The organism is Dyadobacter endophyticus (assembly GCF_014641595.1).
In the GTDB taxonomy this organism is placed as follows: domain Bacteria; phylum Bacteroidota; class Bacteroidia; order Cytophagales; family Spirosomataceae; genus Dyadobacter; species Dyadobacter endophyticus.
The window spans coordinates 506,340-530,764 of sequence record NZ_BMIA01000003.1 but is presented as its reverse complement, the minus strand read 5'-3'; the positions used below and the strand labels follow the sequence as shown (position 1 = coordinate 530,764).

15 protein-coding genes are annotated in these 24,425 nt (G+C 49.9%); 8 read left to right on the top strand and 7 right to left on the bottom strand.

The annotated features are described in order from the left end of the window. Positions 1-4: 4 nt before the first annotated feature. On the bottom strand, positions 5-3,259 hold the full coding sequence (locus IEY24_RS21895) for a SusC/RagA family TonB-linked outer membrane protein (RefSeq protein WP_188936028.1): 3,255 nt from the start codon (positions 3,257-3,259) through the stop codon (positions 5-7). A gap of 779 nt (positions 3,260-4,038) precedes the next feature. On the opposite strand from IEY24_RS21895, the gene IEY24_RS21890 reads away from it, so the two are divergent. The 5 genes from IEY24_RS21890 (at position 4,039) to IEY24_RS21870 (ending at position 11,363) form a co-directional block, all read left to right on the top strand. Beyond that, the gene (locus IEY24_RS21890; RefSeq protein WP_188936026.1) at positions 4,039-7,245 is read left to right on the top strand and encodes a SusC/RagA family TonB-linked outer membrane protein; all 3,207 of its coding nucleotides are present in this window, start codon (positions 4,039-4,041) and stop codon (positions 7,243-7,245) included. A gap of 11 nt (positions 7,246-7,256) precedes the next feature. Then, positions 7,257-8,735, top strand: coding sequence for a SusD/RagB family nutrient-binding outer membrane lipoprotein (locus IEY24_RS21885; protein ID WP_188936025.1), 1,479 nt, complete (start codon positions 7,257-7,259; stop codon positions 8,733-8,735). Between the two features lie 25 nt (positions 8,736-8,760). Continuing rightward, positions 8,761-9,396 carry a DUF5011 domain-containing protein gene (locus tag IEY24_RS21880; RefSeq protein ID WP_188936023.1) on the top strand — a complete coding sequence of 212 codons (636 nt, stop codon included), beginning with the start codon at positions 8,761-8,763 and terminating at the stop codon, positions 9,394-9,396. A 10-nt stretch (positions 9,397-9,406) separates the two neighbouring features. After that, a complete protein-coding gene (locus IEY24_RS21875; protein ID WP_188936021.1) occupies positions 9,407-9,907 on the top strand; it encodes a lipid-binding protein in 501 nt (166 codons plus the stop codon). 112 nt (positions 9,908-10,019) lie between these two features. Next, a complete protein-coding gene (locus IEY24_RS21870; protein WP_438821077.1) occupies positions 10,020-11,363 on the top strand; it encodes an amidohydrolase in 1,344 nt (447 codons plus the stop codon). Positions 11,364-11,386: 23 nt separating this feature from the next. On the opposite strand, the gene IEY24_RS21865 is transcribed toward IEY24_RS21870, so the two are convergent. The 6 genes from IEY24_RS21865 to IEY24_RS21840 all read right to left on the bottom strand — a co-directional run bounded on the left by IEY24_RS21865 (position 11,387) and on the right by IEY24_RS21840 (position 18,731). Continuing rightward, a complete protein-coding gene (locus IEY24_RS21865) occupies positions 11,387-12,187 on the bottom strand; it encodes an SDR family oxidoreductase (protein WP_188936019.1) in 801 nt (266 codons plus the stop codon). 9 nt (positions 12,188-12,196) lie between these two features. Then, entirely contained in the window at positions 12,197-13,129 is a 933-nt protein-coding gene (locus IEY24_RS21860) for a S66 peptidase family protein (protein WP_188936017.1), read from the bottom strand. Positions 13,130-13,147: 18 nt separating this feature from the next. Then, positions 13,148-13,468, bottom strand: coding sequence for a DciA family protein (locus IEY24_RS21855; RefSeq protein WP_188936015.1), 321 nt, complete (start codon positions 13,466-13,468; stop codon positions 13,148-13,150). Between the two features lie 66 nt (positions 13,469-13,534). Beyond that, entirely contained in the window at positions 13,535-16,510 is a 2,976-nt protein-coding gene (locus IEY24_RS21850) for a serine hydrolase domain-containing protein (protein ID WP_188936013.1), read from the bottom strand. A 64-nt stretch (positions 16,511-16,574) separates the two neighbouring features. Further along, complete coding sequence (gene chrA / locus IEY24_RS21845; RefSeq protein ID WP_188937334.1) at positions 16,575-17,717, bottom strand: chromate efflux transporter; 1,143 nt, start codon at positions 17,715-17,717, stop codon at positions 16,575-16,577. Between the two features lie 57 nt (positions 17,718-17,774). Beyond that, positions 17,775-18,731: an isopenicillin N synthase family dioxygenase gene (locus tag IEY24_RS21840; RefSeq protein WP_188936011.1), complete on the bottom strand. Its 957-nt coding sequence runs from the start codon at positions 18,729-18,731 to the stop codon at positions 17,775-17,777. A gap of 201 nt (positions 18,732-18,932) precedes the next feature. Here IEY24_RS21840 and IEY24_RS21835 point away from each other — a divergent pair, with 201 nt between their 5' ends. From IEY24_RS21835 to IEY24_RS21825, 3 genes are all read left to right on the top strand, one after another. Further along, complete coding sequence (locus IEY24_RS21835; protein ID WP_188936009.1) at positions 18,933-19,520, top strand: RNA polymerase sigma factor; 588 nt, start codon at positions 18,933-18,935, stop codon at positions 19,518-19,520. A 91-nt stretch (positions 19,521-19,611) separates the two neighbouring features. Continuing rightward, positions 19,612-20,751, top strand: coding sequence for a FecR family protein (locus IEY24_RS21830; RefSeq protein WP_188936007.1), 1,140 nt, complete (start codon positions 19,612-19,614; stop codon positions 20,749-20,751). Positions 20,752-20,916: 165 nt separating this feature from the next. Further along, positions 20,917-24,414: a TonB-dependent receptor gene (locus IEY24_RS21825; RefSeq protein WP_229222877.1), complete on the top strand. Its 3,498-nt coding sequence runs from the start codon at positions 20,917-20,919 to the stop codon at positions 24,412-24,414. Positions 24,415-24,425 lie beyond the last annotated feature (11 nt).

The following is a 24,425-nucleotide window of genomic DNA, read 5'->3' as shown; positions in this document are numbered from 1 at the left end:
TCGCTTAGAAACGGAATTTAACATTGAAACCATAGTTTCTTACAGCCGGGTAAGCACCGCTTTGGTAACCGCCTGCACCATTCAGCAAGCCGGAACCCAGACCTTCTTCCGGATCCTGGAATTCCATGTTTTTGTGAAGGATCCAAAGGTTACGTCCGATTAACGAGATGTCGATCGACTTGAATGCGCGCAGTTTGCTTACGATCTCCTGAGGAAGCGCGTAAGTAAGGGCAACCTCTCTGAGTTTGATGTAGCTCGCGTCATAGATGTACATCGCTCTTGGCGGGTTGCCAGGGTAACCATATGCCGTGGCGCCGTTTCCGTCAACGTTCGCAGCACGTACGGTGTTTTTCGTTCCGTCGGCTTGTACACCCGGGAACAATACACCACCGCCTTGTGCAACAGGCGATCTTTTAGGATTTCCCAGCTCATTCAAGCCTGCCGTAATCGGGTAAAGACCGGTTCCTTCGCCATACCACTGGTCAAGCGACCATATGTCGCCGCCATGACGGATGTCGAGCAGGAAGCTCAGTGACAATGTTTTGTATTTCAATGTGTTGCTTACACCCGCGATCCAGTCTGGGTTCGGGTTACCGATGATTTTATCGGAGGCGGAAGTAGCCGCATAGATACCGTTAGATTTAACGATTTTCTCGCCTGTTCCTTCATGATACATGAAATCTGTCCCGCGAATGATACCGAAGGGTTGTCCTTTTGCCGCGTTGATAGAAACGCCACCCTGAAGGCTGGCGATTGTAACATTGGTTACTTCCTGGTCGCCTTTGCCGTACAGGCTGATCACCTTGTTACGGTTTCTTGCAAAGTTCAGATTCAATGTCCACGAGAAGTTCTGCACTTTAATGGGCGTTACATAAGCAGAGATCTCAATACCCTTGTTCTGTACTTCACCCGAGTTTACGTAACGGAATGCATAGCCGGTTGCAGCGGTGATGGATACAGGAAGTATCTGATCGAGCGTGGACGAACGGTAATAAGTGAAGTTGAAACCTACGCGGTCGTTCAGGAATGCACTTTCAAGACCGAATTCATAGTTTTTGGTCCTTTCCGGTTTCAGTTCCCGATTGTTTTTTGTGTTTCTCAGCGTGAAGTAAGGGATGCTGCCTAGCCCGGTTGGCTTGTCGTACACGTCGATGGTGCTTCCCCATGGCGCATCGTTACCTACTTCTGCGTAGTTGGCGCTCAGTTTCGCCATGGTCAGCCAGCCAAGTCTTTTCAATCCTTCGAGGTTCGAGATGTTGAAGTTGGCGCCAATCGCAGGGTAGAAGTACGTATTTTCCCCTTTGACCAACGTGGTCGATTTGTCCTGTCTTGCGGTCAGGTCGAGGTTTACAAGGTCTTTGTAACCAAATGATGCCTGCGCATAAAGACCATCCACCCCGATTCTCCTGTAAGTTTCGGTCGGTGCTTCGATCGGGTTAATCGAGTTCGAAAGGGAGAACAGACCTGGTACGACCATACCGCCGTTAGTTTGTGCACGGATTGCACTTTCAGTCGAGCGGCGCATGCTTCCCCCCGCCAAACCGGAGAAGTTGATATCCTTCGTGATCGCTTTGCGGAAGTTGAAGATCACATCGAGGTTAGTCTCGTTGAAGCTTCTGTTGTAGCGTTTATATTGAGCAGGGTCCGAGCTGCCGAATGCAATGCGCTCTTCCTGCATATCCTGCGTGCCGTTGTAAGCAAAGCGGGTGGTGAGGTCAACCCATGGGGCGATTTTGTAAACCGCAGCGGCGTAACCGAAGATGTTGTCACGCGAATCGTTCGAGAAGTTCTCGTAACGGGAGAAATACGGGTTCTCTGAGTAGATAGGGCCGTTCTGATCGAAGGGCTTGGTAGGGCTGCCCCAGTTCCAGGTCACATCCTGTCTGTTTCTGAAATAGGCGGCTTTCTGCTCAAGCAGGTCCACGTTGGTCTGGAACCACTGTCTGAATTGCTGGTTGGGGTTTTTGCCATCATAACCGGTTCCGTAACGTCCTATACCTTTTACCTGCGAGTAGTTTGCGTTGGCTGAGATGGTCAGTTTCTTGGTCAGGTCAAAAGAAGCCGAGAAATTGAAAAGGTTCTTGCCGAGTTTACTGTTAGGCAGAACACCTTTTTCGTCGCTGCGGGTATAACCTACTTTAAATGTCGTGTTTTCACCGCCACCGAGGATGCTGATGCTTTGGTTGGAGGTTACCGCCGTTTCAAAGAATGCGGCCGGACCGTTCTTAGCAGCAACCCACGGGGTCATTTTACCGAAAGTCGGGGAGGAAGGATCAAATGCATCCCATTGATACACCATTCTGCTCGGATCAAATTTGGGCCCGAAAGAGGCATCCGCGTCAAAAACAGCGATATCGCCTTCACCTGAACCCAGGTTACCCCGGTAGAACTGGTTTTTTGAACCATCGCCGCCATAACCTGCGCCATATTCATTCTGGTATTTCACATAAGTGCTCTTGTCGATCTTACCCCAGGTAACACCGCTGTTCACTGTTACGTCGAAGCTGTTTTTGCGACCTTGTTTGGTAGTTACCAAAATCACACCGTTTGAAGCACGTGAACCGTAAAGTGCGGTTGCAGCAGCGCCTTTCAGGACGTTGATGGATGCAATGTTGTCTGGGTTGATATCGGAAGCCGCATTACCGTAGTCGGTTCCGGCGCGACCTGTCTGCTGGTCGGACGAGTTGGTATTGGCGTTCGACACAGGCACACCGTCGATTACCCACAATGCCTGGTTGTTGCCTGTAATGGATTTGTAACCACGGATGATCGCGCTGGTCGATCCACCCATGTTGTTGTTGGTTTTGATATCAAGACCAGCGATTTTACCCGCGAGCGAATTCATTACGTTCGGGTTACGCGCCTGTACGATCTGTTCGTTGTTGATCTGCTGGGCCGCGTACACGAGCTCGTTTCTTTTACGCTCTTGTCCAAGGGCGGTTACCACCACTTCTTGAAGCTGGCTGACATCATTTTTTAGCGTTACGTTGATGGCCGACTGGTTTCCAACAATCACTTCCTGTGTTTGAAAACCGATAAAACTGAAAACAAGCGTAGCCCCGGTAGTAGTGGAAATCGTGTACTGGCCCTGGGTGTCGGTGGTGGTACCGCGAGTAGTACCTTTCAAAGAAATGTTGACGCCCGGAAGTATCGAGCCGTCGTCTGCGGTGACCTTGCCGGTCACGGCGAGATCCTGGGCATGAAGCTGCGTCACTAATAGCAGCAAACACCCCAATAAGGAGCATAAAGTCTTCCTCATAAATTAGTCTTAAAGTTAGGTTTGTTATGTAAACATACTGTTGCAAAAATAACTATTAGTTTAACCATTACAACCATTTGTTTGCGAAATATCAAAATTTAGTTTGGTTATAGGGGGTTAAATGGAGAATTTTATATGCATTTGTGGTAAATTTTTGCAATTTTTTTAAATATGCGAATTTTTCAAAAATGGGCTTGATTTTAACTAATTGTTAACTGAGCGTGCCTTTTTTTGAGGATTTTACATTTATAGGCACCAAACATACCGGACGGTGTAAATACGGGCATGTGAAGTACGGTACCTGTATACGCGGCATTTTGAAAGAATGAATCTAAATAAAGCGGCGGTTAAAAATTTTGAAGATAAAGAATGCCCGCCTATCGAGGAATTTTTGATAAATATTTGGATTTTTTTAATATTGTTTGTACATTAATATAAATTTTTTTGGTCCAAAAAGCGGCTTATTTTAGACCAAAAACTGCACCCACAGAGGTAAGCCGCTTTTAGCAAATATTTGAATTGTTTGAAATTCATCTAAGGAAAGGGGAAGCGTGTTGCGATTTTGATTGCGAATGTGGCGGAAAACGTGAAGTTCTAACAAATACGTTTATAGAAGCATTTTGCTGCTTCGCGCTAACAAACTGACAATGAAAGTTGATTTATGCCAAATTATATTCTGGACATTGATTTGTACGGCATTGTAATTGATTGAAACAACGATTATTTTTGTAACCTTGACGCAATTAATGTCCTATTTAAACAAACTTTAAATCCTTTGTATGAGAAAGACTCTACTGTTTCTATTCTTAGGGTGCTTGTTAATTCCTGGTTGGCAGGCATTTGCCCAGGATAAACAAGTATCGGGAGTTGTAACCGCCGATGACGGAAGCGTGCTACCCGGTGTGAACATTACCCTAAAAGGTACAACCAGAGGTATCACCAGTGATATCGACGGTAAGTACACCATTTCAGTCCCTTCTTCCGGAACACTCGTGTTCTCATTTGTAGGTTACCTGAGCCAAAGTATTGCGGTAGGTTCGAAATCGACGATCAACGTAACATTGGCAGCCGATGCCCAGCAACTGGGAGAAGTGGTCGTAACCGCGCTCGGTATTTCGCGTGAGCGTAAATCACTCGGTTATAGTACCGCCACGATTACCAACACATCTATCACAGAAGCCCGTAACACCAGCCCGCTCGACGCCCTTAACGCCCGCGTGCCCGGTCTTTCGGTCAACACCGCTTCGGGAGCACCGGGCGCGTCGACCGTACTTAACATCCGTGGTTTCAACTCTGTGACCGGTAACAACCAGCCGCTATTCGTCATCGACGGTGTGCCGATGAACAACCGCGGTAATACTTCATCGACCAACGCGCAAAACAGCAACGATGACTTCAACCGTTCGATGGACTTCGGTAACCAGATGAACGATATCAACCCTAATGAGATTGAAAGCATTACCGTATTGAAAGGTATCTCGGCATCCGCATTGTATGGTAGCCGCGCAGCCAACGGTGCGATCCTGATTACTACCAAAAGAGGTAAGTCGGGTAAAACGCAGGTGGATATTTCGTCATCATTCGCACAATCCCAAATCCTGCGCGTTCCCCACCTGCAAAATACTTATGGCCAGGGATGGAGTGGCTTGTTCGACCGCATCGAAAACGGTTCGTGGGGCCCCAAACTCGATGGCAAGACACGCCTTTGGGGTAATGTTGTGGACAATTCACAAATGCTGAAACCTTTCTCGGCACAGGAAGACAACCTGAAAGATTTCTTCGACAAAGGTTATGAGTGGAACAACAGCATTGCCGTTTCGGGCGGCACCGAAACCGCCAATTACCGTGTAGCATATTCCAATGCAACGGCTGACGGGATCGTTCCTACCAATGCTGACTCGTACAAGCGTAACACATTGAGCCTGAATGGTGGTTTGAAACTGGATAAGTTCTTTGTAAACTCCAATATCAACTACGTTCACAAAAACCAGAAGGCGGTAGCAACCGGCCAGGGCGACGATGCGGGCGGAGGTAAAGTAGTATGGCAGGAGATCATCCAGATCCCGCGCGACCACTCGATCGTCGATTCAAAAGCGCTGCTGGATCCTAGCAGCCCGTACTACAAGTTCATGACGTTGGATAACTATTTCACCCCATACGCTCAGAACCCTTACTGGACATTGTACAATCAGGGTAACAACTATGATGAGGACCGTATTTTCGGTAACATCGAATTTGGTTATCAGTTGCTGAAAAGTCTGGATGTGAGATTCAGAGTGGGTGGTGACTATTCCGACGCATTCCAGAAAGACTGGGGTAATGTTGGAAAAATCGCTGACGGCACGCCAAACAGTACTGCCAATGACGTTTTCGGTAGTGTTTCGCAATTGGCAAAACAAAACCGCCAGTTCAACAGCGATCTGATCTTTAATTTCAAACACAATTTCGGATCCCGTTTTGACGTGCAGGCATTCTTTGGGCACAACCTCAATGAAAGAACCGCACTAACCAACTTTGCGAAGGTGACCAACCTCGATCTTCCTGGGTTTTACAGCCTCTCGAATAGCTCTGTGACGCCTACTACTTTCGCTACATCAAGTAAGCGCCGTCTGGTAGGTATCTATGGGCAGGCCACATTCGGTTTCGACAACTGGTTGTACCTCACAGTAGGTGCGCGTAACGACTGGACGAGCACGCTGCCAAAAGGCAAAAACTCATACTTCTATCCGAGCGCGAGCATCAGCGCCGTATTGTCCGACGTGTTCAAACTGCCGGCAGAAATTCCTTTCGTGAAAGTACGTTTCGCGGCCGCATCTGCGGGTAACGATGCTGATCCTTATCAGGTCTATTCTGTATATGTGCCGGGCTCTACGCGTGCGGGTGGCTTTGGTAACATCAACTTCCCATTCGGTGGTTTGAATGCTTATGAAGTGTCAAATAACCTCGGAAACCAGAATCTGAAACCTGAGATCTCGACCGAATACGAAGGAGGTCTTGAGTTGGGTTTCTTCGGAAAACGCGTTGGCCTTGACCTGAGTTATTACAACAAGCTGACCAAAAACCAGATCATTAGCCTCGCCCTCGAACCGGCAACCGGTGCTACGACGCAGACGGTCAACCTGGGTAGCGTAAGGAACAAAGGGGTTGAATTGGCATTGAACCTGATCCCGATACGCGCTGAGAAATTCGAATGGGGCGTTACAGTAAACTACAACAAGATTTGGAACGAAGTAGAATCACTGGGTCTGGAAGGCGGATCAGGAAACATCCTCCTGAACAGCAGCTACAACGTGAAGCTGCGTGCGGTGGTAGGCAAGCCGCTGGGCGCCATCTATTCTCCTGATGTACAGCGTGACCCGAACGGAAATACGATCGTAAACGAAACAACGGGTTTGCCGCTGGTGAGCTCGGAAGAAACTTACAGAGGTTCTGTCAACCCGAACTATACTTTGGGTATCTCAACCTACCTGGACTACAAAGGTTTCAAGTTCAGCGCGAACGGCGACTATCGTAACGGAGGGGTGTTTTACTCCTACACCGCTCGTTTGAACTACTTCAACGGTAACTCATATTTGTCTCAATACAACGACCGCGAGCCGTTTGTTGTGCCGGGTTCGGTGATCAAAACCGGAGATAATACTTATGCGACAAACACTGTTCCTGTATCTCGTGCCGATGTGTTCACTTACTACGGTGGATCGACATCAGCTAACGAATATAACCACGTGTTGCCGAAAACTTTCTTCAAACTAAGAAACGTGTCGCTCACATACACCGTGCCTAAGAAGTCGCTGGAAAAGCTGCCGGTAAGGGGTGCATCGGTGGGTATTTTCGGTCGCAACCTCGTTTTGTGGACGCCAAAGGCTAACCACGTCGTAGACCCGGAAGCCAATACGTTCGGAACCAGCCTGAAAAACCTGTATGGTGAATTCTCTGCCGGCCCTTCTACCGCAACGTACGGCGTTCAGTTAAATCTATCATTCTAATTAGGATTCAAATGAAAGGTATTATAAAAAATAGTGTCCTGCTTCTTGCGGCGCTTTCACTGGGCTCCTGCAACGACTGGCTGGACGTAAACGAAGATCCCAATAACCCGACGAACGTAGCGCCCGAATTTGTGCTGCCCGCAGCGCAGGCCTCGGTTCTTGGTGTCGTTGGAGGCGATTTTGCGATCATCGGCGGACTTTGGTCACAGCACTGGACGCAGTCCAATGCGAGCTCTCAGTACCGTGGCATCGATTCTTACGATCTCCAACCGTCGGACTACAATATCGCATGGACAGAATTGTACGCAGGTGGTCTGAACGACTTCGAAGATGTGAAGATCAAGGCAACTGCAACCGGTAACAACAACATGGTATTGCAAGCGGTGGCCGTGCAAACTTATGGCTTTCAGATGCTGGCCGACTGGTTTGACAAAATTCCGCTGATTGAGGCATTACAGGTTGAAACAATCAAAGCACCGAAGTATGACGACGGTCCTGCCGTGTACGCGGAATTGCTGAAAAGGCTCGACGCTGCCCTGGCACTTGATTTTAACAATGGCAAATCAACTGCGGTGTCGTCCGACCTCGTGTACGGAGGTTTAAGCGCAGCCAATCAGATTGACCAGTGGAAACGTTTCGTGAACACATTGAAGCTGAAAATGTATCTCCGCCAAACCGCGAGCCCGAATGCAACTCAGGCTGTCGCAGCTATCAAAGCAATGCTTGACGCGAATACGCCATTACTGGAAGATGATGCGGCGGTTACCAAGTTTGTAGACGAACCGAACCGCAGCAATCCATTGTACGAGAACAACGTACGCCAGCTGAATACAGGAACCAACCTGCGTTTGAGCCGGACGCTCCAGACTTATTTGCAGGCAAACGGAGACGATGCCAGGCTCGCAGCTTACTTTACACCCGGCACCACCGGTCAATCCGGCCTCGAACAAGGTGATTTCCTTAATACAGCGATTGGACCCAACACGCCCAGCGTAGCAAAAATGACCGCAACCGACCCATTCTACTTTTTTAGTATTGATGAGGTCTATTTCATGCTCTCCGAGTCCTACCTCCGCATCGGGAACGACGCCAAGGCGAAAGAGTTCTATGACAAGGCGGTAACGGCGGCATATGCGAAATTCAATATTGCGTTCGACGCCAAAAAGATCGCAAAAGGCGGAGTTTACGAGTACCCGTCGACCGGCAATATGGAGGCCAAACTGAAAGCGATCATTTACCAAAAATGGGTTGCCATGTTCCGTCAGGGATATGAGTCGTTCTGGGATCAGGCGCGTACTGGCTATCCTGAAAAATCGCCGGTTGCTACTACCAATGCGAGCTACGTTCCCGGACAATGGACTGTTGCAGCGAAATCTGTCGTTGGCAATGCATTGCCCAAACGTGTTCCATACACGTCCACCTCACGTGATGGTAATATAAACGCGCCTGCGGCAGTACCGGTTACGGCCAAGGTTTGGTGGATGAAATAATTGAAGGTCATTGATAACTGATATTATGAAAAAAGGACTAAAACTTATATTAACAGCCTTGACCTTGTTTGCAGCATTTTCGTGCGAGGAGGATAAGGTGACGGAAGGCATTTCGACGATTACTTACTACCCCATTATCACTTTGAAAGGTGAGCAGTGGAATGTGGTAAAAGCAGGTGCCGCCTTTACGGACCCGGGTGCCGGCGCCAAGGAGGGTGATAAGGACATCGAGGTGAAAGTGACCGGAACGGTGGATACAAAAACACCGGGCGTTTATACGATTCAATACGATGCGGTGAATAAGGACGGATACTCGTCTACCGAATACCGCTATGTAGGGGTAATTTCGAGCGCCGCCTGGGGTGTTGACATCACAGGTTCATACAAACGTAATGCGGGAGCTCTGGGTGTTTCCAAAGTGACAAAAGTAGCTGACAACCTCTATAAGGCGGATAACGTCGGTGGTGTGGCGGTTCCGTCTCCCGGCGATGCTGTTTTCTTTTATTATTTCGATAAAGGCAAACTTGGCGTTCCTTACCAGCTGACACCCGGTAATGCATTCGAATGTACCAATGCAACGATCAAAGAAGGGGTGTCTTACAGTTGGGTTGTAATCAACCCGGGCTTTGGTACAGCGCTTCGCACTTTTGTAAAACAATAAAATTGACGTTATGAAATATATAAAGTATTCTCTGATACTATTGGTGTTCGCAATGACTTCCTGCGATCTTGGCAGCGAACCGGCTCTCGAAGGCACTAAGCTGCAAGCAATGGCAGGCGAATGGTGGGTACAGTTGTATGCAGCCGGTGAAGACCAGGGCATCGGCTACCACCTGGTTACAACAGCCAACACCGCTGAAAATAATGAAACAGACCTCATTGTGGATGACCACGGTTTGCTGGAACCTTACGACTATCCGCCGATCAAAGTGATATCGAAGGTTAGCCTCGCTGGTATGACTTTTAATGCATCCACAGATCTGCCCAACCTCAACACAGGCGCTAGCGCGGTGTCGATTCTGGAAGGTAAAATCATCAAAGGAGCGGCAACCACTCCCGGAGGCAACAAAACGGACTCCATCTATGTGAAATTTGAGTTCAAGGAAGTGCCGGGAGAGCAGTATGAATATGCCGGCTACCGTCGTACCGGTTTCCGCGAAGACGAGCATTGATTTCAAGCATTTGCATATTCAAGGCCTTATCCACTGCGGATAAGGCCTTTTTTATTTTGGAACCATAGCATTTCTTTCCGATCTTGAAAATCTGGTCCTTTAACAACTTCCTATGACAACTCCTTTTACGAGCAAGATTTCAAACAAGTTCTGCCGGATGTCGGCAGCGGTCCTGATCGCGGTTGCGGTCGGACAGTCAGGTTACGCACAATCACCATTAGCAAAATCGATCGATCAGAAAGCACCGGCATTGGAAAAGAAGCTGGTGGAATGGCGGCGCGATTTTCATCAGAATCCCGAATTGGGCAATAGGGAATTCAAAACGGCTGAGAAGGTTGCCAACCACCTGAAACGGTTGGGGATCGAAGTGACAACTGGCGTTGCGCATACGGGCGTGGTAGGAATCCTGAAAGGCGGGAAACCAGGTCCGGTCGTTGCCTTGCGGGCGGACATGGACGGTCTGCCGGTAGCGGAGCGGGTGGATATTCCGTTCAAATCGACAGTGACGACCGAATACAAAGGTCAGACTACGGGTGTTATGCACGCTTGTGGGCACGATACGCACATTGCGATTCTGATGGGCGTGGCCGAAGTGCTGGCGTCTATGAAGAACGAACTTCCCGGGACTATCAAATTCATATTCCAACCGGCCGAAGAAGGAGCGCCGGAAGGTGAGGAGGGAGGAGCTGAACTAATGGTGAAGGAAGGAGTACTCGAGAATCCGAAGGTCGATGCGATTTTCGGGCTACACATCGATTCGCAGATTGAAGTCGGTAAGATTTCCTACCGCTCCGGCGCGACGATGGCTGCGGTGGATTTTTTCAGTATTGACGTAAAAGGAAAACAAACGCACGGTGCCTATCCGTGGTCGGGCGTTGATCCGATCGTGACATCTTCGCAGATCGTGACTGCATTGCAGACCATCGTGAGCCGTAACCTGAACCTCACGCAAGCACCCGCCGTGGTGACCATAGGGGCAATACATGGCGGCGTGCGACAGAATATTATCCCGGAATCCGTCAAAATGATCGGTACCATCCGGACCTTTGATGAAGAAATGCATTCTTATGTGCACAAGCGCCTCCACGAGATTTCAACCAACATAGCGGAAAGCGCCGGAGCTACTGCGTCGGTTGATATCGATGTGATGTACCCGGTAACAGTCAACAACGAAGCGTTGACCGCCAAAATGATCGGGACACTGGAAAATGTGGCGGGAAAAGAGAATGTAAATGTAATTCCTGTTAAAACCGGGGCCGAAGATTTCGCCTTTTACCAGCAGAAAGTACCCGGTTTTTTCTTCTTTTTGGGAGGTATGCCAAAAGGTAAAAGCGTAGCGGAAGCCGCACCACACCACACGCCCGACTTTTACGTGGACGAAGGCAGCCTCGTGCTCGGCGTGCGCTCCATCGCCCGCCTGGCTACCGATTATCTCGAAAAAGCGAAGGGAAAATAGCAGCTATGGAATAGCCATTATGGCTATTCCGGAATGTTCTTCCTGACCTGGTCAAACAGCAGGTTCGGGAAGAACCTTTTGAGGTAAATGGCTGCAACCTCTTTAAAACCACCGATATAGATTTCCTTTTTATCCTTCCTGACGGCATCCAATATTTTTTCGGCGCAAACATCGGCGGGTATGCCCTTGGCCTGGTTACTATCCATTTTACCGAATTTGTCCCCCGAGGCATTCAATGCATTTAAGGAAATATTTGTGCGGATATAGCCGGGGCAAATGGTCGTGACTTTGATGTTATGCTTATAACCCTCAGCGCGCAGCGAGTCGTAAAAGCCATGTAAGGCGTGTTTGGCCGCATTGTAACCAGAACGCATAATCGTGCCGATCTTTCCTGCAACGCTGCTCATGACAATGAAGTGGCCGGATTGCCGGGCGATCATGTGCGGTAATACTGCTTTTGTAAGCGCTACCGTGCTGAAAAAGTTGACATTCATCAGGCTCTGGTAAACTTCCAGGTCAGTGTCGTCTATATACGAACGCTGGCTGACGCCCGCATTGTGCACCATTATATCAATGCGTCCGAAATGGGCTACTACCTGCGCGGCGGCAGGCCCGGCCTGATCGAATTGGGTGACATCTAAAGGCAATACCAATACGTCCGCATTAGGTAATGCAGTCAGCTGTTTCACCCGCTCCAATTCCTCGCGGCGGCGGGCCGTTAATACGAGCTTCGCACCTTCTTTGGCAAAAGCCATTGCCAATGCCTCGCCGATACCCGACGACGCCCCCGTGATCCACACGACCTTGTCCTTGAAATTTGTCATATCTCTTAGCTAAACAGCTGCGGAATTTGATAGAAAACGGAGTTGCACGCCATCGCCATCGACGCACAACGCAGCCTCCATACCCACGCCCATCGCGCGGTTGTCGCCGACGTGGCCAACGGGGAAATCGTAGCATACAGGATAACCGAACGCCGCCACATGCTCTTCGATTATTTGGTAGGAATCCTTTCCGAAAGTCGGGCTGTTGTTGTCTTTCATGTCTGTAAACTGCCCTACGACGAGTCCCGCCAGTTTCGCCAGCTTGCCCGACCGTTTGAGCTGAATCATCATCCGGTCGAGATTGTACAGATATTCATTGATATCCTCGATAAAGAGTATTTTGCCATCCGTATCCGTCTCTGTGTCGGAGCCGATCATATGCGCAAGCAGGCACAGATTTCCGCCTACCACCTGGGCAGTTGCGTGGCCGGAGCGGTTCAAGGGATGGGCGGGTATCTCATAGGCGGGCATTTCGCCGAAAAGCATCTGTCTGAGCGATTCCCCTGCCAGTTCTGCGCCGGCGCAAGTAATGGTTTTGGCCATCGGCGCATGAATGCTCGCAAAGCCTAGCTGGAAAGTTCGCGAAAGAAAGGCCGTCAGGTCGCTGAAACCGACAATCCATTTCGGGGTTTGGAGGAACGTATCGAAATTAAGGCTATCCACAATCCGTGAACAACCGTACCCTCCGCGGGCGGCAATGATGGCCTTAATGGAAGGATCATCTAACATTTGCTGCATATCCGTCAGCCGGTCTTCATCGGAAGCCGAAAACTGGTTAAATGAAGTTCTCAGCGTTTTCCCCTCGACCACTTCCAGGCCCCATTGTTCGGTAAACAACTTAATGCCGGGAAGAACATCTTCATATTTCACAATGCTGGCAGGAGCCAAAACCCCAATGCGGTCACCGGGTTTCAGAAATGCAGGAAATTGGATTGGATTCATTTAGAGTAATAAGCAATGCTAAACAAAAACCACATCCTGCACCAACGCACTACCCATTTCCCGGTTGATGAGTTCGATGATTTTGCTTTTTGCGCGGAAAAGTTCGTTGCGTAGCGGCGCGGATTCGATTTGCAGGAAAAGGGTGCCGTCTTTGATGTACACTTTCTTGGTACGGGTGGCAATCGCCGAACCCATGATCTTGTCCCAGTGTGCAACCACGTACGATTGGTCGAATCGGTTACGGAGCTTGTACCTGTCGAGCATTTGGTCAATAGCCTCCTTCAACGGCGTGATTCCGGGCCGTCGCGATGCTTTTTCCTTGTCAAACCGATAGTACATAGTTGTAGCCTTGTTCGTGAATACTGCAAAGGTAGCGAGTTCAGGGTTCGCTGCGGATAACCGGGGTTACTTTTTTAAAAGCTGCTCGTAAACCACATCCATGATCGACGTGCGGATGTTCATCGACGAGATTTTATTGTTTTCACGCGTTGGATACACCCGGTTCGACAAAAAGACGTAGTTCAACCCCCAGGCAGGATCCGCCCAGGTCATAATGCCGGTGTAGCCCGTATGCCCGAAGCTCGACGGGCTCGCATACCGCGGAGCATTGCCGGTATATTTGAAAGTCGGCTTATCAAACCCTATACCTCGGCGGCTGCCTTCCTCAGGATACTGGTAGCGCGTAAACTCGATCAATGCATCCTTACTCAACAACTGCTGGCCACCGTAATAGCCATCCTGCAAATACATCTGCCACACTTTCATCACATCATTGGAAGTGCCGAAAAGCCCCGCGTGGCCGCTCAATCCGCCAAGCATTGCAGCGGCTTCGTCGTGTACCTGGCCGTGCAGCTGCGTCATGCGGAAGAACGTGTCGCGCTCGGTAGGCACGATGTCGTCCAGTTTATAAAAGCGTTTCGGGTTGAAAGTGAGCGTATTGGCGCCCAGTTTGTGGTAGTAGTGGTTTTTAAGATAATCTTCAAAATTCTCGCCGCTTAACCGCTTGACAATCTGTGGGTAGAGGATGAATGAAAGGTCGCTGTAAACATAACCTTCCTTTTCATTCAAAGGAGAATCGCGAATCGATTTGAAAATGGTTTTGTCGTAATTCTTGTAAATAAACAGGCTGTCACCCACTACCGACGTAGGGTATCTTTTGGATTGTTTAGTGCTGAACGTTTTCCTTTTCCAGCTGCCGTCGGCTTTTTGTGCTTCTTTCCAAAGTACGATAAATGCTTTCAGACGGGCGCTGTGCGTAAGCACACGGCGCCATTGCAAGTCTGCTTTATTGGAACCTTCAAAGTCGGGCAGGTAGTCCTTCATAGTCGCATCCAGATCAAACTTTTTCTCGTCCCAGAGGCTCATCAATGCGAGGGTCGAAGCGGTGATTTTGGTTACCGAGGCCAGGTCGTACAAATCCGTCACTTTTACCGCGTGATTACCCTCGTAGGTATGCTTCCCATAGGCTTTGCGGAAAAATACCTTCCCGTCTTTGGCCAGCTGCACCACACAGCCCGGCGTTGCCTTCTGGGTTACAGCAGCATTGGCGATGGAATCTATTTTAAAAGTAATAACCTTCGAATCCAGCCCGACTTCTTCGGGAATGGTGTATTTCAATCTGCCGAGCGCCGGAGTTTCGATGCCTGCATTATAAGGATATTGTGCATTGACCGTCACGGGCAGCTTGCCGGATGCCGGAATAGCGCCGAAAATCAACTGGGCCGACAAATCCTGCGTATAGGGCGTAAGTTGGTAAGCCATGATCAGCGCCTTCGCGTCGTCGGTTTTCGGCATTTTGTTCAAAGCATATGGATTTCCAAAAACAGAAACCACCGCTTTTTTGGTGGCGATCAGTTCCTGCAAAACTGCGCTCATTGGCTCGGTGAGGCCATAGCTTGTCCGCGGGGAAATGCTGCCCAAATGCACGCCTACCAGCAGCAGGTTGTATGCATTCAATTTCGAACGCACCGCCTCGATCTGATCGGCAGTAGCCTTAGCGGGAATTTGAAAATGGTCGACGGTCGTATAAAGCCCCAATGTGTTCTGGAACGTCGTAGCAGTATCAGCTCCTACGGAAACGGAGGCGATTTTCAACGTATCCAGCGCCCGAAGCGGCAGGATACTATTATCGTTTTTAAGTATTGTAAGGGCCTTTTCAGTGAGCAGGCGGTTAGTTAGCTCAGCGGCTTTTGGGTTCAGGTCTTGGTAAAGATTGTTCAGATCAACCGGTTTGTAATGGTTAAGACCCGCCCAGGCCTTCGCTTCCAACACTTTGCGGCAGCGGTAGTCGATCTCCGCCTGTGTGATTCTGCCTTCGGCAATACTCTTTTTAATCTCTGCAATGGATTTGTTCACGTCCTCGGTGAATTCCAGCAGATCCATGCCTGCTTCGAGGCCCATTGCATCGGCTTTGCCGTCGGGGAAGTATTTGGTTACCCCCTTCATATTCATCGCGTCGGAGTAAATCAGCCCTTCAAATCCGAGCTGGCTGCGCAGCAGGTTTGTTACAATCGGTTTGGATAGGGTAGAGGGCAAGTTAGGCGTTTTGTCCAGTGCAGGAATGCTCAAATGCGCGATCATCATGCCGCTCAAACCATTGTTAATGAGCACGCGGAACGGATAAAGTTCCAGTGAATCAATGCGTTGTGCCGAATGGGATATCAACGGAAGGTCGTAATGCGAATCGGTGCCGGTATCGCCGTGGCCAGGGAAGTGTTTTGCGCTGGTCAGTAGTCCATTGTCCTGCATTCCCCGCATGTAGGCGACGGCCTTTTCAGCTACTTTGTATTTATTCTCCCCAAACGACCGGAAACTGATAACCGGGTTATTGGGGTTATTGTTCACATCGGCAACCGGAGCAAAATTAATATGCATTCCGAGCCTCCGCGCTTGTTTTGCGAGTTGTGCGCCCATTTCGTAAATCAGGTCGTTATTCCCCTGAATGGCGCCCAAAGTCATTTGATACGGGTACCGGACCGTACTATCGATCCGCATCGCCAGACCAAACTCCGCATCCATTGCCACCAGAAGCGGTACCTTGGAAATCGACTGATAATAGTTCGTCAATCTCGCCTGTGGCATTGGCCCGCCTTGAAAAAATACGATCCCGCCCACTTTATTTTCGCGGATCAATTTCTCCACTACCGCCGGATTACTCGTTTTGGGATCAATCAATGCCCGCTTGGTATCCGATACCGCCGCGACCATAATCAGCTGGGCAATGCGCTCGTCGGGCGTCAAAGTCGCAAAAACGGAATCGACCCATTGTCGGGACGTGCTGGTTTTGTTTTGCAAAAAGCCGGGCGGGGTGCTGATTTGAGCTTTTGAAGTAAATGCTGCTAGGAAAAGGAGTGTTAGTAGGATAAGGTGGTGTCTGGTCATTGGGTTTGGGAAAACTATTCAAGTAAATATACACATGAATTTCTTTCTCAGCCTAAATCCGCCATCAAAACACCAACCCCAGCAACAACCCGGCCAGAATGATCAAATACGAAGGCACTTTCCCGAATGCAACCACCACCAGCGTCGCAATAACGGTAGCCACGGGCTGCATATTCGTCATCATCGGCTGAAAGAGCGAGATGGCGGCGGCGATGGTGAGGCCACAGCTGGCGGCGTGGATGCCTTCCAGGGAAGCCCGTATGCCACGGTAGCGTTTCAGCTGGTCCCAGAAAGGGTAGGCAAAAAAGATGAAGAACGTGCCGGGCAGGAAGATGCCAGCGGTTGCCACAAACCCGCCGACGATCTGGCCGAACCAGCCGTGGGATTGCAGCGATACACTTCCTACAAACGTGGCAATGGAGAACACAGGCCCGGGCACCACCTGCGTGAGCGCCATGCCTGCCAGGAACTCCTGCTCGGTCAGGTAATGCTTGAACTCCACAAATTCGTTGTACAAAATAGGGATCAGCACCTGTCCGCCGCCAAAAACCAGGCTACCGTTCCGGTAGAAGTTCTCGAAAAGCCTGACAGGCAATGAATTGGTGATTTTACCGATAATAGCTGCCGCGATCAGCACGGAAATCCAGAAGATGATAGGACGCCATTTGATACGGATCTGGGCCTTTTCCATCTTTTCGTGCTTCTTGAAATTAAGCGAAGAAGCCACGCCTCCGCACACGATTAGCACGGGCGTCATGTAAGGCGACGGGTACATGTACGCGAGGATTGTAGAAATGACGAGGAATGTCCAGCCCTGGGTGTTGTGGATGACTTTCCTGGCAATGGAAGAAGCTCCGTACATCAGGAATGCAACCGCCATAGGCCCCACAAACCGTGTGAAATCCAGCGAAATGGAATTCCGTTCGAGGTAATGTATGCCGATGGCCGCGAGCGTCATGAGTACCATCGCAGGCAGCGACCATACGAGCAACGTCAGGTAGGCGAGCGGCTGCCCGCCTATTTTCAAGCCAATTGCCGTGACCGTCTGCGTGGAACTGGGGCCAGGCAGGATGGAACAAAGTGCTTGTAATTCAAGCAACTCTTCCTCAGTGACATACCGCCGTTTGTGCACCAGACGCTCGATCATCATCATCAGATGTACCTGCGGTCCTCCGAATGCCGTCAGCGACAGCAGCAGGATGTCCATCAGGTAAATGATGTACCGAAAGCGACGGATGGGTGGATAGGACAAGCTGAGGAGCTTTTATTTTTTTAAACCGAGTTCCCGCAAACGTTCATCGAGAAACTCCCCGGCGGTCATGTTAGTATACAGCTTCGGATGTTCCGTTGTCACACAACTATCCAGGCTCGTCAGGTCCATGTCGGCGCGGGGGTGCATGAAGAACGGGATCGAATAGCGTGAGCTCCCCATTTTCTCCCGCGGCGGGTTCACCACCCGGTGAATGGTCGATTTGAGTTTATGGTTCGTCAGCCGGTCGAGCATATCGCCCACGTTCACGACAATCTGGTCGGGCAATGCGGTAATAGCGATCCACTCTCCGTCGCGGCGGAGTACTTCGAGGCCTTCGGCGCTGGCACCCATGAGCAGGGTAATGAGGTTGATATCGCCGTGCGCCGCAGCTCTTACCGCACCTTCCGGTACCAGCTCGGGGTTTGGAATAGGGAAGTAATGCAATGCACGCAGCAGGCTATCGCCATTTTTAACCTTATCTTCAAAATAATCCTCAGGTAGACCCAGGTAAATGGCAATGGCGCGGAGGAGCGTTTTGCCCGTATTTTCGAAAGTATGGTACACTTCGAGGGTGTATTTTTTAAAATCGGGAAGCTCTTCCGGAAAAATATTGGAAGGCATCTGGCCGATCGGCTCGGGCTGCCCTACGTGGTAAAATTCCTTCAAATCGGCTACTTTGAAACCTTTTGCCGTTTCTTTGCCTTTGGCAATGTAACCGCGCTGACCGAAAAGCTCAGGGAACTCATACTTTTTTTTGACTTCGTCCGGCTGCGAGAAGAATATCTTTACATTTTCGTAAAGATCGTTACGCAGCGCGTCGCTTAACCCGTGATTTTTAATGGCTACAAAACCGATGTTGGTAAATGCCGCGCCCAGGTCTTCCACAAACTGCTGCTTTCGCCGGGCATCTCCCGATGTAAAATCGGCCAAATCGAGCGACGGGACTTCATTCAATAGTGCTGGTTCCATGTTGATTGCTTTTTTGATGCAAAGTAAAAAGTATCTTCAGACTTGGCAAATATGCCGGCTGCACCAATTCTTCTGGTATAAAAATAGGGAGAAGAAACAGGAGATATTTAATAAGTTTAATAGATACTCACTAAATTTAATGCCCTTTTGGACAAACCTTTTGGAGAGACGTTTTCGGGAAATATGCATTGAACTTGAGTTATGACACATTCAGACCCGGACCATGATACCTGGCTACGCTTCATTTCCGGCGATTCAGATGCGTTTAGCGACCTTTATGACCAGTACGCCGACGTGCTGTATGCATTCGGTATGCGGTACAGTACCGACCGTGACCTGGTGAAGGATTGCATTCACGATTTGTTCATCGATTTGCACGGCTACCGGAAAAATCTGGCACAGGAGGTCAATGTGAAATTCTATCTCCTGAAATCACTCCGCAGGAAGCTGCACCTGGCGCACCGGAAATCGTCCATGCTGCGTTTCGACCGCTGGGATACGGAAGATTCACTTGCCATTAATGCATTCACTTTCAGTATAGAGCAGCAATTGATCACCGACGAGAAGGAGCGCGAAATCCTGCACCACCTGGCTGTGGAGATCAACCTGCTTCCCGATCGCCAGCGCGAGATTCTCTACCTCCGTTTCCACCAGGACCTCGACTACGACGAAATCGCGGCGATCATGCAGATTTCCGTCCCTACGTGCCGCACATTCGTGTACCGGGCCCTCAAAGAGCTGCGAGGTAAGCTGGAATTTGGGGCTATCTTCCTGATAATGTGTTGTTAAGAAAATATTTTCTATTTTTTGTTAAAATAAATCCTTTTAGAAGTCTATATCTGCAACCGGTTGCGCTCTTGTAGTTTAAACAAGCGCTTCCATGAAAAGAAAAAGCAACAAACAGGAGCCGATACCGGAGCCGGAACATCTGACCGAAGCGGAAAGAGTGGCCGGCGAAAGGGCGAAGCTGCTGTTTACAACCCTCCGTAACGAAGCCTTTTCCCCAACCGAAAAGGATGCACTCTGGAACCAGGTGGAAGAAACCATCTCGCGGAGAAAGCAAAGATCATTTAATACATTCTGGATCGCCGCTGCGGCTTCGGTGACGTTGCTGTTGCTCGCGGGCGTCGGCTACCTGGTTTTCTACGAAGATTCCGCGCGGGTAATGCAGGATGTGGCCGCGAAAGCGAAGGAAATACCGGAAGAAACCCGGCTCATTCTCGCCGATGAACGCGCGGTGAGCCTGCGGAAAGACCATTCGAGCGTCGTTTATAAGGACAACGGTGCGCTCATTCAAGTTGACTCTTCATCGACAATAGGCCAGCAAGTGGCCGGGGATCAGCAGTTTAATACATTGATCGTGCCCTACGGCAAGCGGTCGGTGCTGACGCTTTCCGACGGGACGCGTATCTGGCTGAACTCCGGCTCCAAGCTGGTTTATCCGTCGCATTTCGGTAAAGGCCAGCGTGAGGTATACCTCGAAGGCCAGGCGTACTTCTCGGTTACCCACGCCGAAAACGCGCCTTTTTATGTGCATACCAAAGATATGGAGGTAAAAGTGCTGGGGACCGAATTTGATGTAAGTGCCTATGATGATGATCCTTACACGGCGACGGTGCTTACCAAAGGGAGTGTGGAGCTCACCACCCAGCGGCAGGCATTGTTCGGATCGAAAAAGACGAAGATCACGCCGGGCACACGGGCCGTTTTCGACCAGGAGCGGGCAACATTGCAGACGCAACAGGTGGATGTGCGCGAATATGTTTCCTGGAAAGACGGCTATCTGGAATTGAACAGTGCGCCACTGGCCGAAATCCTGAAAAAGCTATCAAGGTATTACCGGGTAGATATTGAACTAAAACAACCGAAACTCGCGGGAGTTACATTCCGCGGATCGCTCGAACTGCAAGAGGACATTCGCAAAACGCTGGAGGGAATCTCGCTGACTACCGGGCTCATTTACAAACAGCAACCTAACGAAAGGAGGTACGTATTGGAGGAAAGCACTATCAAACCATAAAAAACGGGAAACGCGGCAACGTTTCCCGAATCTTCACACTTGCCGGCAAGCAAGTGATCCTTAAACCATTGTATTCACAAAAGTCGATTCAAATTTATGAAAAAATTTGACCAAAAAGGGTATTGCCCTTTGGGAGAATTGCACCCATCAAAATTGCTGAGAATCATGAAACTAACAGTGCTGCTGTTATGGATCGCGATGATGAGCGTGCATGCGACGGGGTATTCCCAGAAAAGCCGGATGGATGTCAAAATCCGCAACGGAAATCTGGCTACGCTGTTCAGGCAAATTCAGGAACAAACCAGTTACCATATATTTTACAGGGATGATCTTTTTTCAGGAAAGCAGGATATCAATATTAATCTCAACCTGAGAAACGAAACTGTACCGGCTATCCTAAATGCCGCGTTCAAAGGAACAGACCTGACGTATAAGGTAATAGGTAAGCAAATCGCGATCTACAAAAAGGAGGTGAACGACGGGGTCGGTCCCGTGCCGAAAATTAATGTGCCGGCAGTGCCCGAGACGGTGATCCGCGAAATTACCGGAACCATTACCGATGCGAAAGGCAATCCGTTGCCCGGTGCGACGGTGATCGTGAAAGGTACCGATAAGGGAACCTCAGCCGATGTCACCGGCAAGTTTACCGTGGAAGCAGAGGCGGGCGATGTTTTGGTGGTTTCTTTTATTGGTTATCTCAAAAAAGAACAGACAGTAGGAACCCAGACGGCGCTGAGCATTCAGCTGGAAGAAGATTTGAATGGATTGGAAGAGATCGTGATTATAGGTTACGGTTCGCAACGTAAAGCGACCATTACCGGCTCGATCGCGACCATTACCACAGAGGATTTGAAGCAAAGCCCTACGGCCAGCATTACCAATGCATTGGCTGGAAGGTTGCCGGGTTTGTTCGCCAATCAGTTCAGCGGCGGCGAGCCGGGTGTGGACCGGAGCGACATTTTCATCCGCGGAACGGCCACCTACGGCAACAAGGCACCCATTGTGATTATCGATGGTCTGGAAAGAAGCATGGATTACCTCGCACCTTCCGAAATAGAGACATTTACGATTTTGAAAGATGCCTCTGCCACAGCGCCCTATGGTGTGCGTGGTGCGAATGGGGTAATCCTGATCACGACGAGGCGAGGAAAGGTACAGGATAAGGCGACAGTGAATTTCAAGGGATCGGTGGGGATTAACCAGCCGGTTAAATTCCCGACTTACCTGGGCTCAGCGGATTATGCGATGCTTTATAACGAAGCAAGAAGAAACGATAACCCGGACGCCGATCCTACGACATTGAACTTGTTCTCCGAGCAAGCCATTGCTGACTTCCGCAAGGCGAAGGGCGATAACTCCGATGGCCTGGGCTACAATTGGAATTATTTCGATTACGCATTCAAGCCGGGTGTACAGCACGATTACAGTTTATCTATTAGCGGTGGATCGTTGAGGGCCAGGTATTTTGTCCTGGCCAACTACTTCCAGCAGGATGGTAATTATCGCCACACCGATCTGACGACGAACAATACGCAGGCAGTTTTCAAACGCTACAATTTCCGTTCGAACATCGATATCGACATTACGGATAACTTTTACGCCAAGCTAGACCTCGGAGCCCGCATTACCGACCGCAATGCACCCGGCACCACAGCTGCGCGCATTGTGGAGCTGGCAAACACGCAGCCTTCGTACCTGCCGATCGTTGTGGAACAGAACGACGATCCCGCGAACAGGGTTTTCCAGACCAACAATCCGCTCGGAATGCTGTACGGCGACCAGATTTACCGCTTCAACATTTTGGGGGAACTCAGCCGCACCGGGTTTTTGAATGAGAAAAACACCTATCTCAATGGGTCATTCTCGCTGGGGCATAAGCTGAATTTTATCACCAAAGGCCTGGCCATTGAAGGAATGTTCTCTTACGACGCCAACGACGGCGGCTGGATCGATCGTAAAGTGGGCACTTACTCGGAAGGTTACCGCGAGTACCCAGGTTATGCGACATTCGTACCGACGGCTGGAAGCGACATTTACCGCACGCCCGGGCATTATGCGGGTGCGTACAAGTCGGGGAACAAGTACAATATCGACCAGACGATCGGGAACGGGTATAACAACAACAGCAATGAAAGCCGGGCCTATTTTCAGGCCAAACTCGACTATATGCGCAACTTCGGACTGCATGATGTAACGGGAATGGTACTTTTCAACCGGTCTAAGCGGGTTATCAACAACCAGGTGCCATTTAGCTACCAGGGCATTACGGCCCGGGCTACTTACGGCTACGACGACCGCTATTTGCTGGAAGTGAATGCGGCGTATAACGGATCGGAGAACTTCGCCAAAGGTAAACGTTACGGTTTCTTCCCGTCGGTAGCGGCCGGTTGGGTGCTGACGAAGGAACGTTTCATGACCAATACCCAAAACTGGCTCAATAATCTGAAAATCCGCGGCTCGTTTGGTTTAGTAGGAAGCGACAAGATTCCCGACGACAAGCGTTTTATTTACCTCCAATATTTTGGCGGACGCGGTGGCGACTACAACTTCGGTACCGACAATTTCGGCTCGGGCGCGGGCGGTTTCCTGTCGGAAGGTGACTTGGCGAATCCGAACCTGACCTGGGAAAAGGCACGTAAAACCAATATCGGTATCGACGCTACATTCCTAAAACACCTTACGTTGACCCTCGACCTCTTCCGCGAGCACCGCTACGACATTATCACCAATATGGGCGGTGGTAACAAGCTGGGTTTTCCCGACATCGTCGGTAAGGACGCACCGTTCCTCAACTCGGGTATCGTGAACAACAAAGGTTTCGATTTCGAACTCGGGTGGACCGGCAGCATTGGTAAGCATTTTACCTATTTTGTTCGTCCGAATATGACTTTTGCCCGCAACAAAATCATCTTCATGAATGAGATTCCCTACGCATCACCAGGAAGGGCTAACACCGGCAAGCGCATCGACGAGCATTTCGATTACATTTTCGACCGGTTCGTAGCGAACCAGGAAGAGGCGAATCAACTGAATGCGATGAACAACGGCAGCGGGTTTCAATCGTTCGGTACGCTCCGACCGGGAGATGTGGTTTACAAGGATTTGAACAGCGATGGTAAAATCGACGACCTGGGCGACCGCACCGCCGTGGGCAACCCGCGCAACCCGGAGCTGATGTTCGGTCTGCCGGTAGGAGGGCGATTCAGGAACTTCGATTTCAGCGCATTGTTCCAGGGCGCGTCGCGAGCGGCGGTGCAGCTGTCCGGCGCGGCAGTGTACGATTTTCCGCTTTTCAGCCAGGATAAATATGGTAAAGTGAAACCGATGCACTTGAAACGCTGGACGCCAGAAACCGCGGCGACAGCGACTTATCCCGCATTGCATTTCGGCGATCATAGCAACAACAAGAATAATAACAGCAGCTTGTTTTTGTATGATTCGAAATACATCCGTCTGAAAACGGTGGAGGTAGGCTATAATCTGCCTAAAACGGCGATCAAAAAGATCGGTATCGACAACTTCCGCATTTACGTGCAAGGCATGAACCTGCTTACCTGGGACGGGCTCAAAGACGTGGATATGGACCCCGAAACCCGCGAGGGCTCGGGCGACTGGTACCCGATCCAGAAGGTAGTGAATTTTGGCGTCGACATTTCATTCTGATTTAACCTGAT

What these genes read in the sequence shown, in the direction of transcription:
- IEY24_RS21865 (WP_188936019.1), bottom strand. Translation starts at nt 12,187, where the DNA reads ATGACAAATTTCAAGGACAAGGTCGTGTGGATCACGGGGGCGTCGTCG.
- IEY24_RS21870 (WP_438821077.1), top strand. Translation starts at nt 10,020, where the DNA reads ATGACAACTCCTTTTACGAGCAAGATTTCAAACAAGTTCTGCCGGATG.
- IEY24_RS21835 (WP_188936009.1), top strand. Translation starts at nt 18,933, where the DNA reads ATGACACATTCAGACCCGGACCATGATACCTGGCTACGCTTCATTTCC.
- IEY24_RS21850 (WP_188936013.1), bottom strand. Translation starts at nt 16,510, where the DNA reads ATGACCAGACACCACCTTATCCTACTAACACTCCTTTTCCTAGCAGCA.
- IEY24_RS21875 (WP_188936021.1), top strand. Translation starts at nt 9,407, where the DNA reads ATGAAATATATAAAGTATTCTCTGATACTATTGGTGTTCGCAATGACT.
- IEY24_RS21830 (WP_188936007.1), top strand. Translation starts at nt 19,612, where the DNA reads ATGAAAAGAAAAAGCAACAAACAGGAGCCGATACCGGAGCCGGAACAT.
- IEY24_RS21855 (WP_188936015.1), bottom strand. Translation starts at nt 13,468, where the DNA reads ATGTACTATCGGTTTGACAAGGAAAAAGCATCGCGACGGCCCGGAATC.
- IEY24_RS21860 (WP_188936017.1), bottom strand. Translation starts at nt 13,129, where the DNA reads ATGAATCCAATCCAATTTCCTGCATTTCTGAAACCCGGTGACCGCATT.
- IEY24_RS21885 (WP_188936025.1), top strand. Translation starts at nt 7,257, where the DNA reads ATGAAAGGTATTATAAAAAATAGTGTCCTGCTTCTTGCGGCGCTTTCA.
- chrA (WP_188937334.1), bottom strand. Translation starts at nt 17,717, where the DNA reads ATGGACATCCTGCTGCTGTCGCTGACGGCATTCGGAGGACCGCAGGTA.
- IEY24_RS21895 (WP_188936028.1), bottom strand. Translation starts at nt 3,259, where the DNA reads ATGAGGAAGACTTTATGCTCCTTATTGGGGTGTTTGCTGCTATTAGTG.
- IEY24_RS21890 (WP_188936026.1), top strand. Translation starts at nt 4,039, where the DNA reads ATGAGAAAGACTCTACTGTTTCTATTCTTAGGGTGCTTGTTAATTCCT.
- IEY24_RS21825 (WP_229222877.1), top strand. Translation starts at nt 20,917, where the DNA reads ATGAAACTAACAGTGCTGCTGTTATGGATCGCGATGATGAGCGTGCAT.
- IEY24_RS21880 (WP_188936023.1), top strand. Translation starts at nt 8,761, where the DNA reads ATGAAAAAAGGACTAAAACTTATATTAACAGCCTTGACCTTGTTTGCA.
- IEY24_RS21840 (WP_188936011.1), bottom strand. Translation starts at nt 18,731, where the DNA reads ATGGAACCAGCACTATTGAATGAAGTCCCGTCGCTCGATTTGGCCGAT.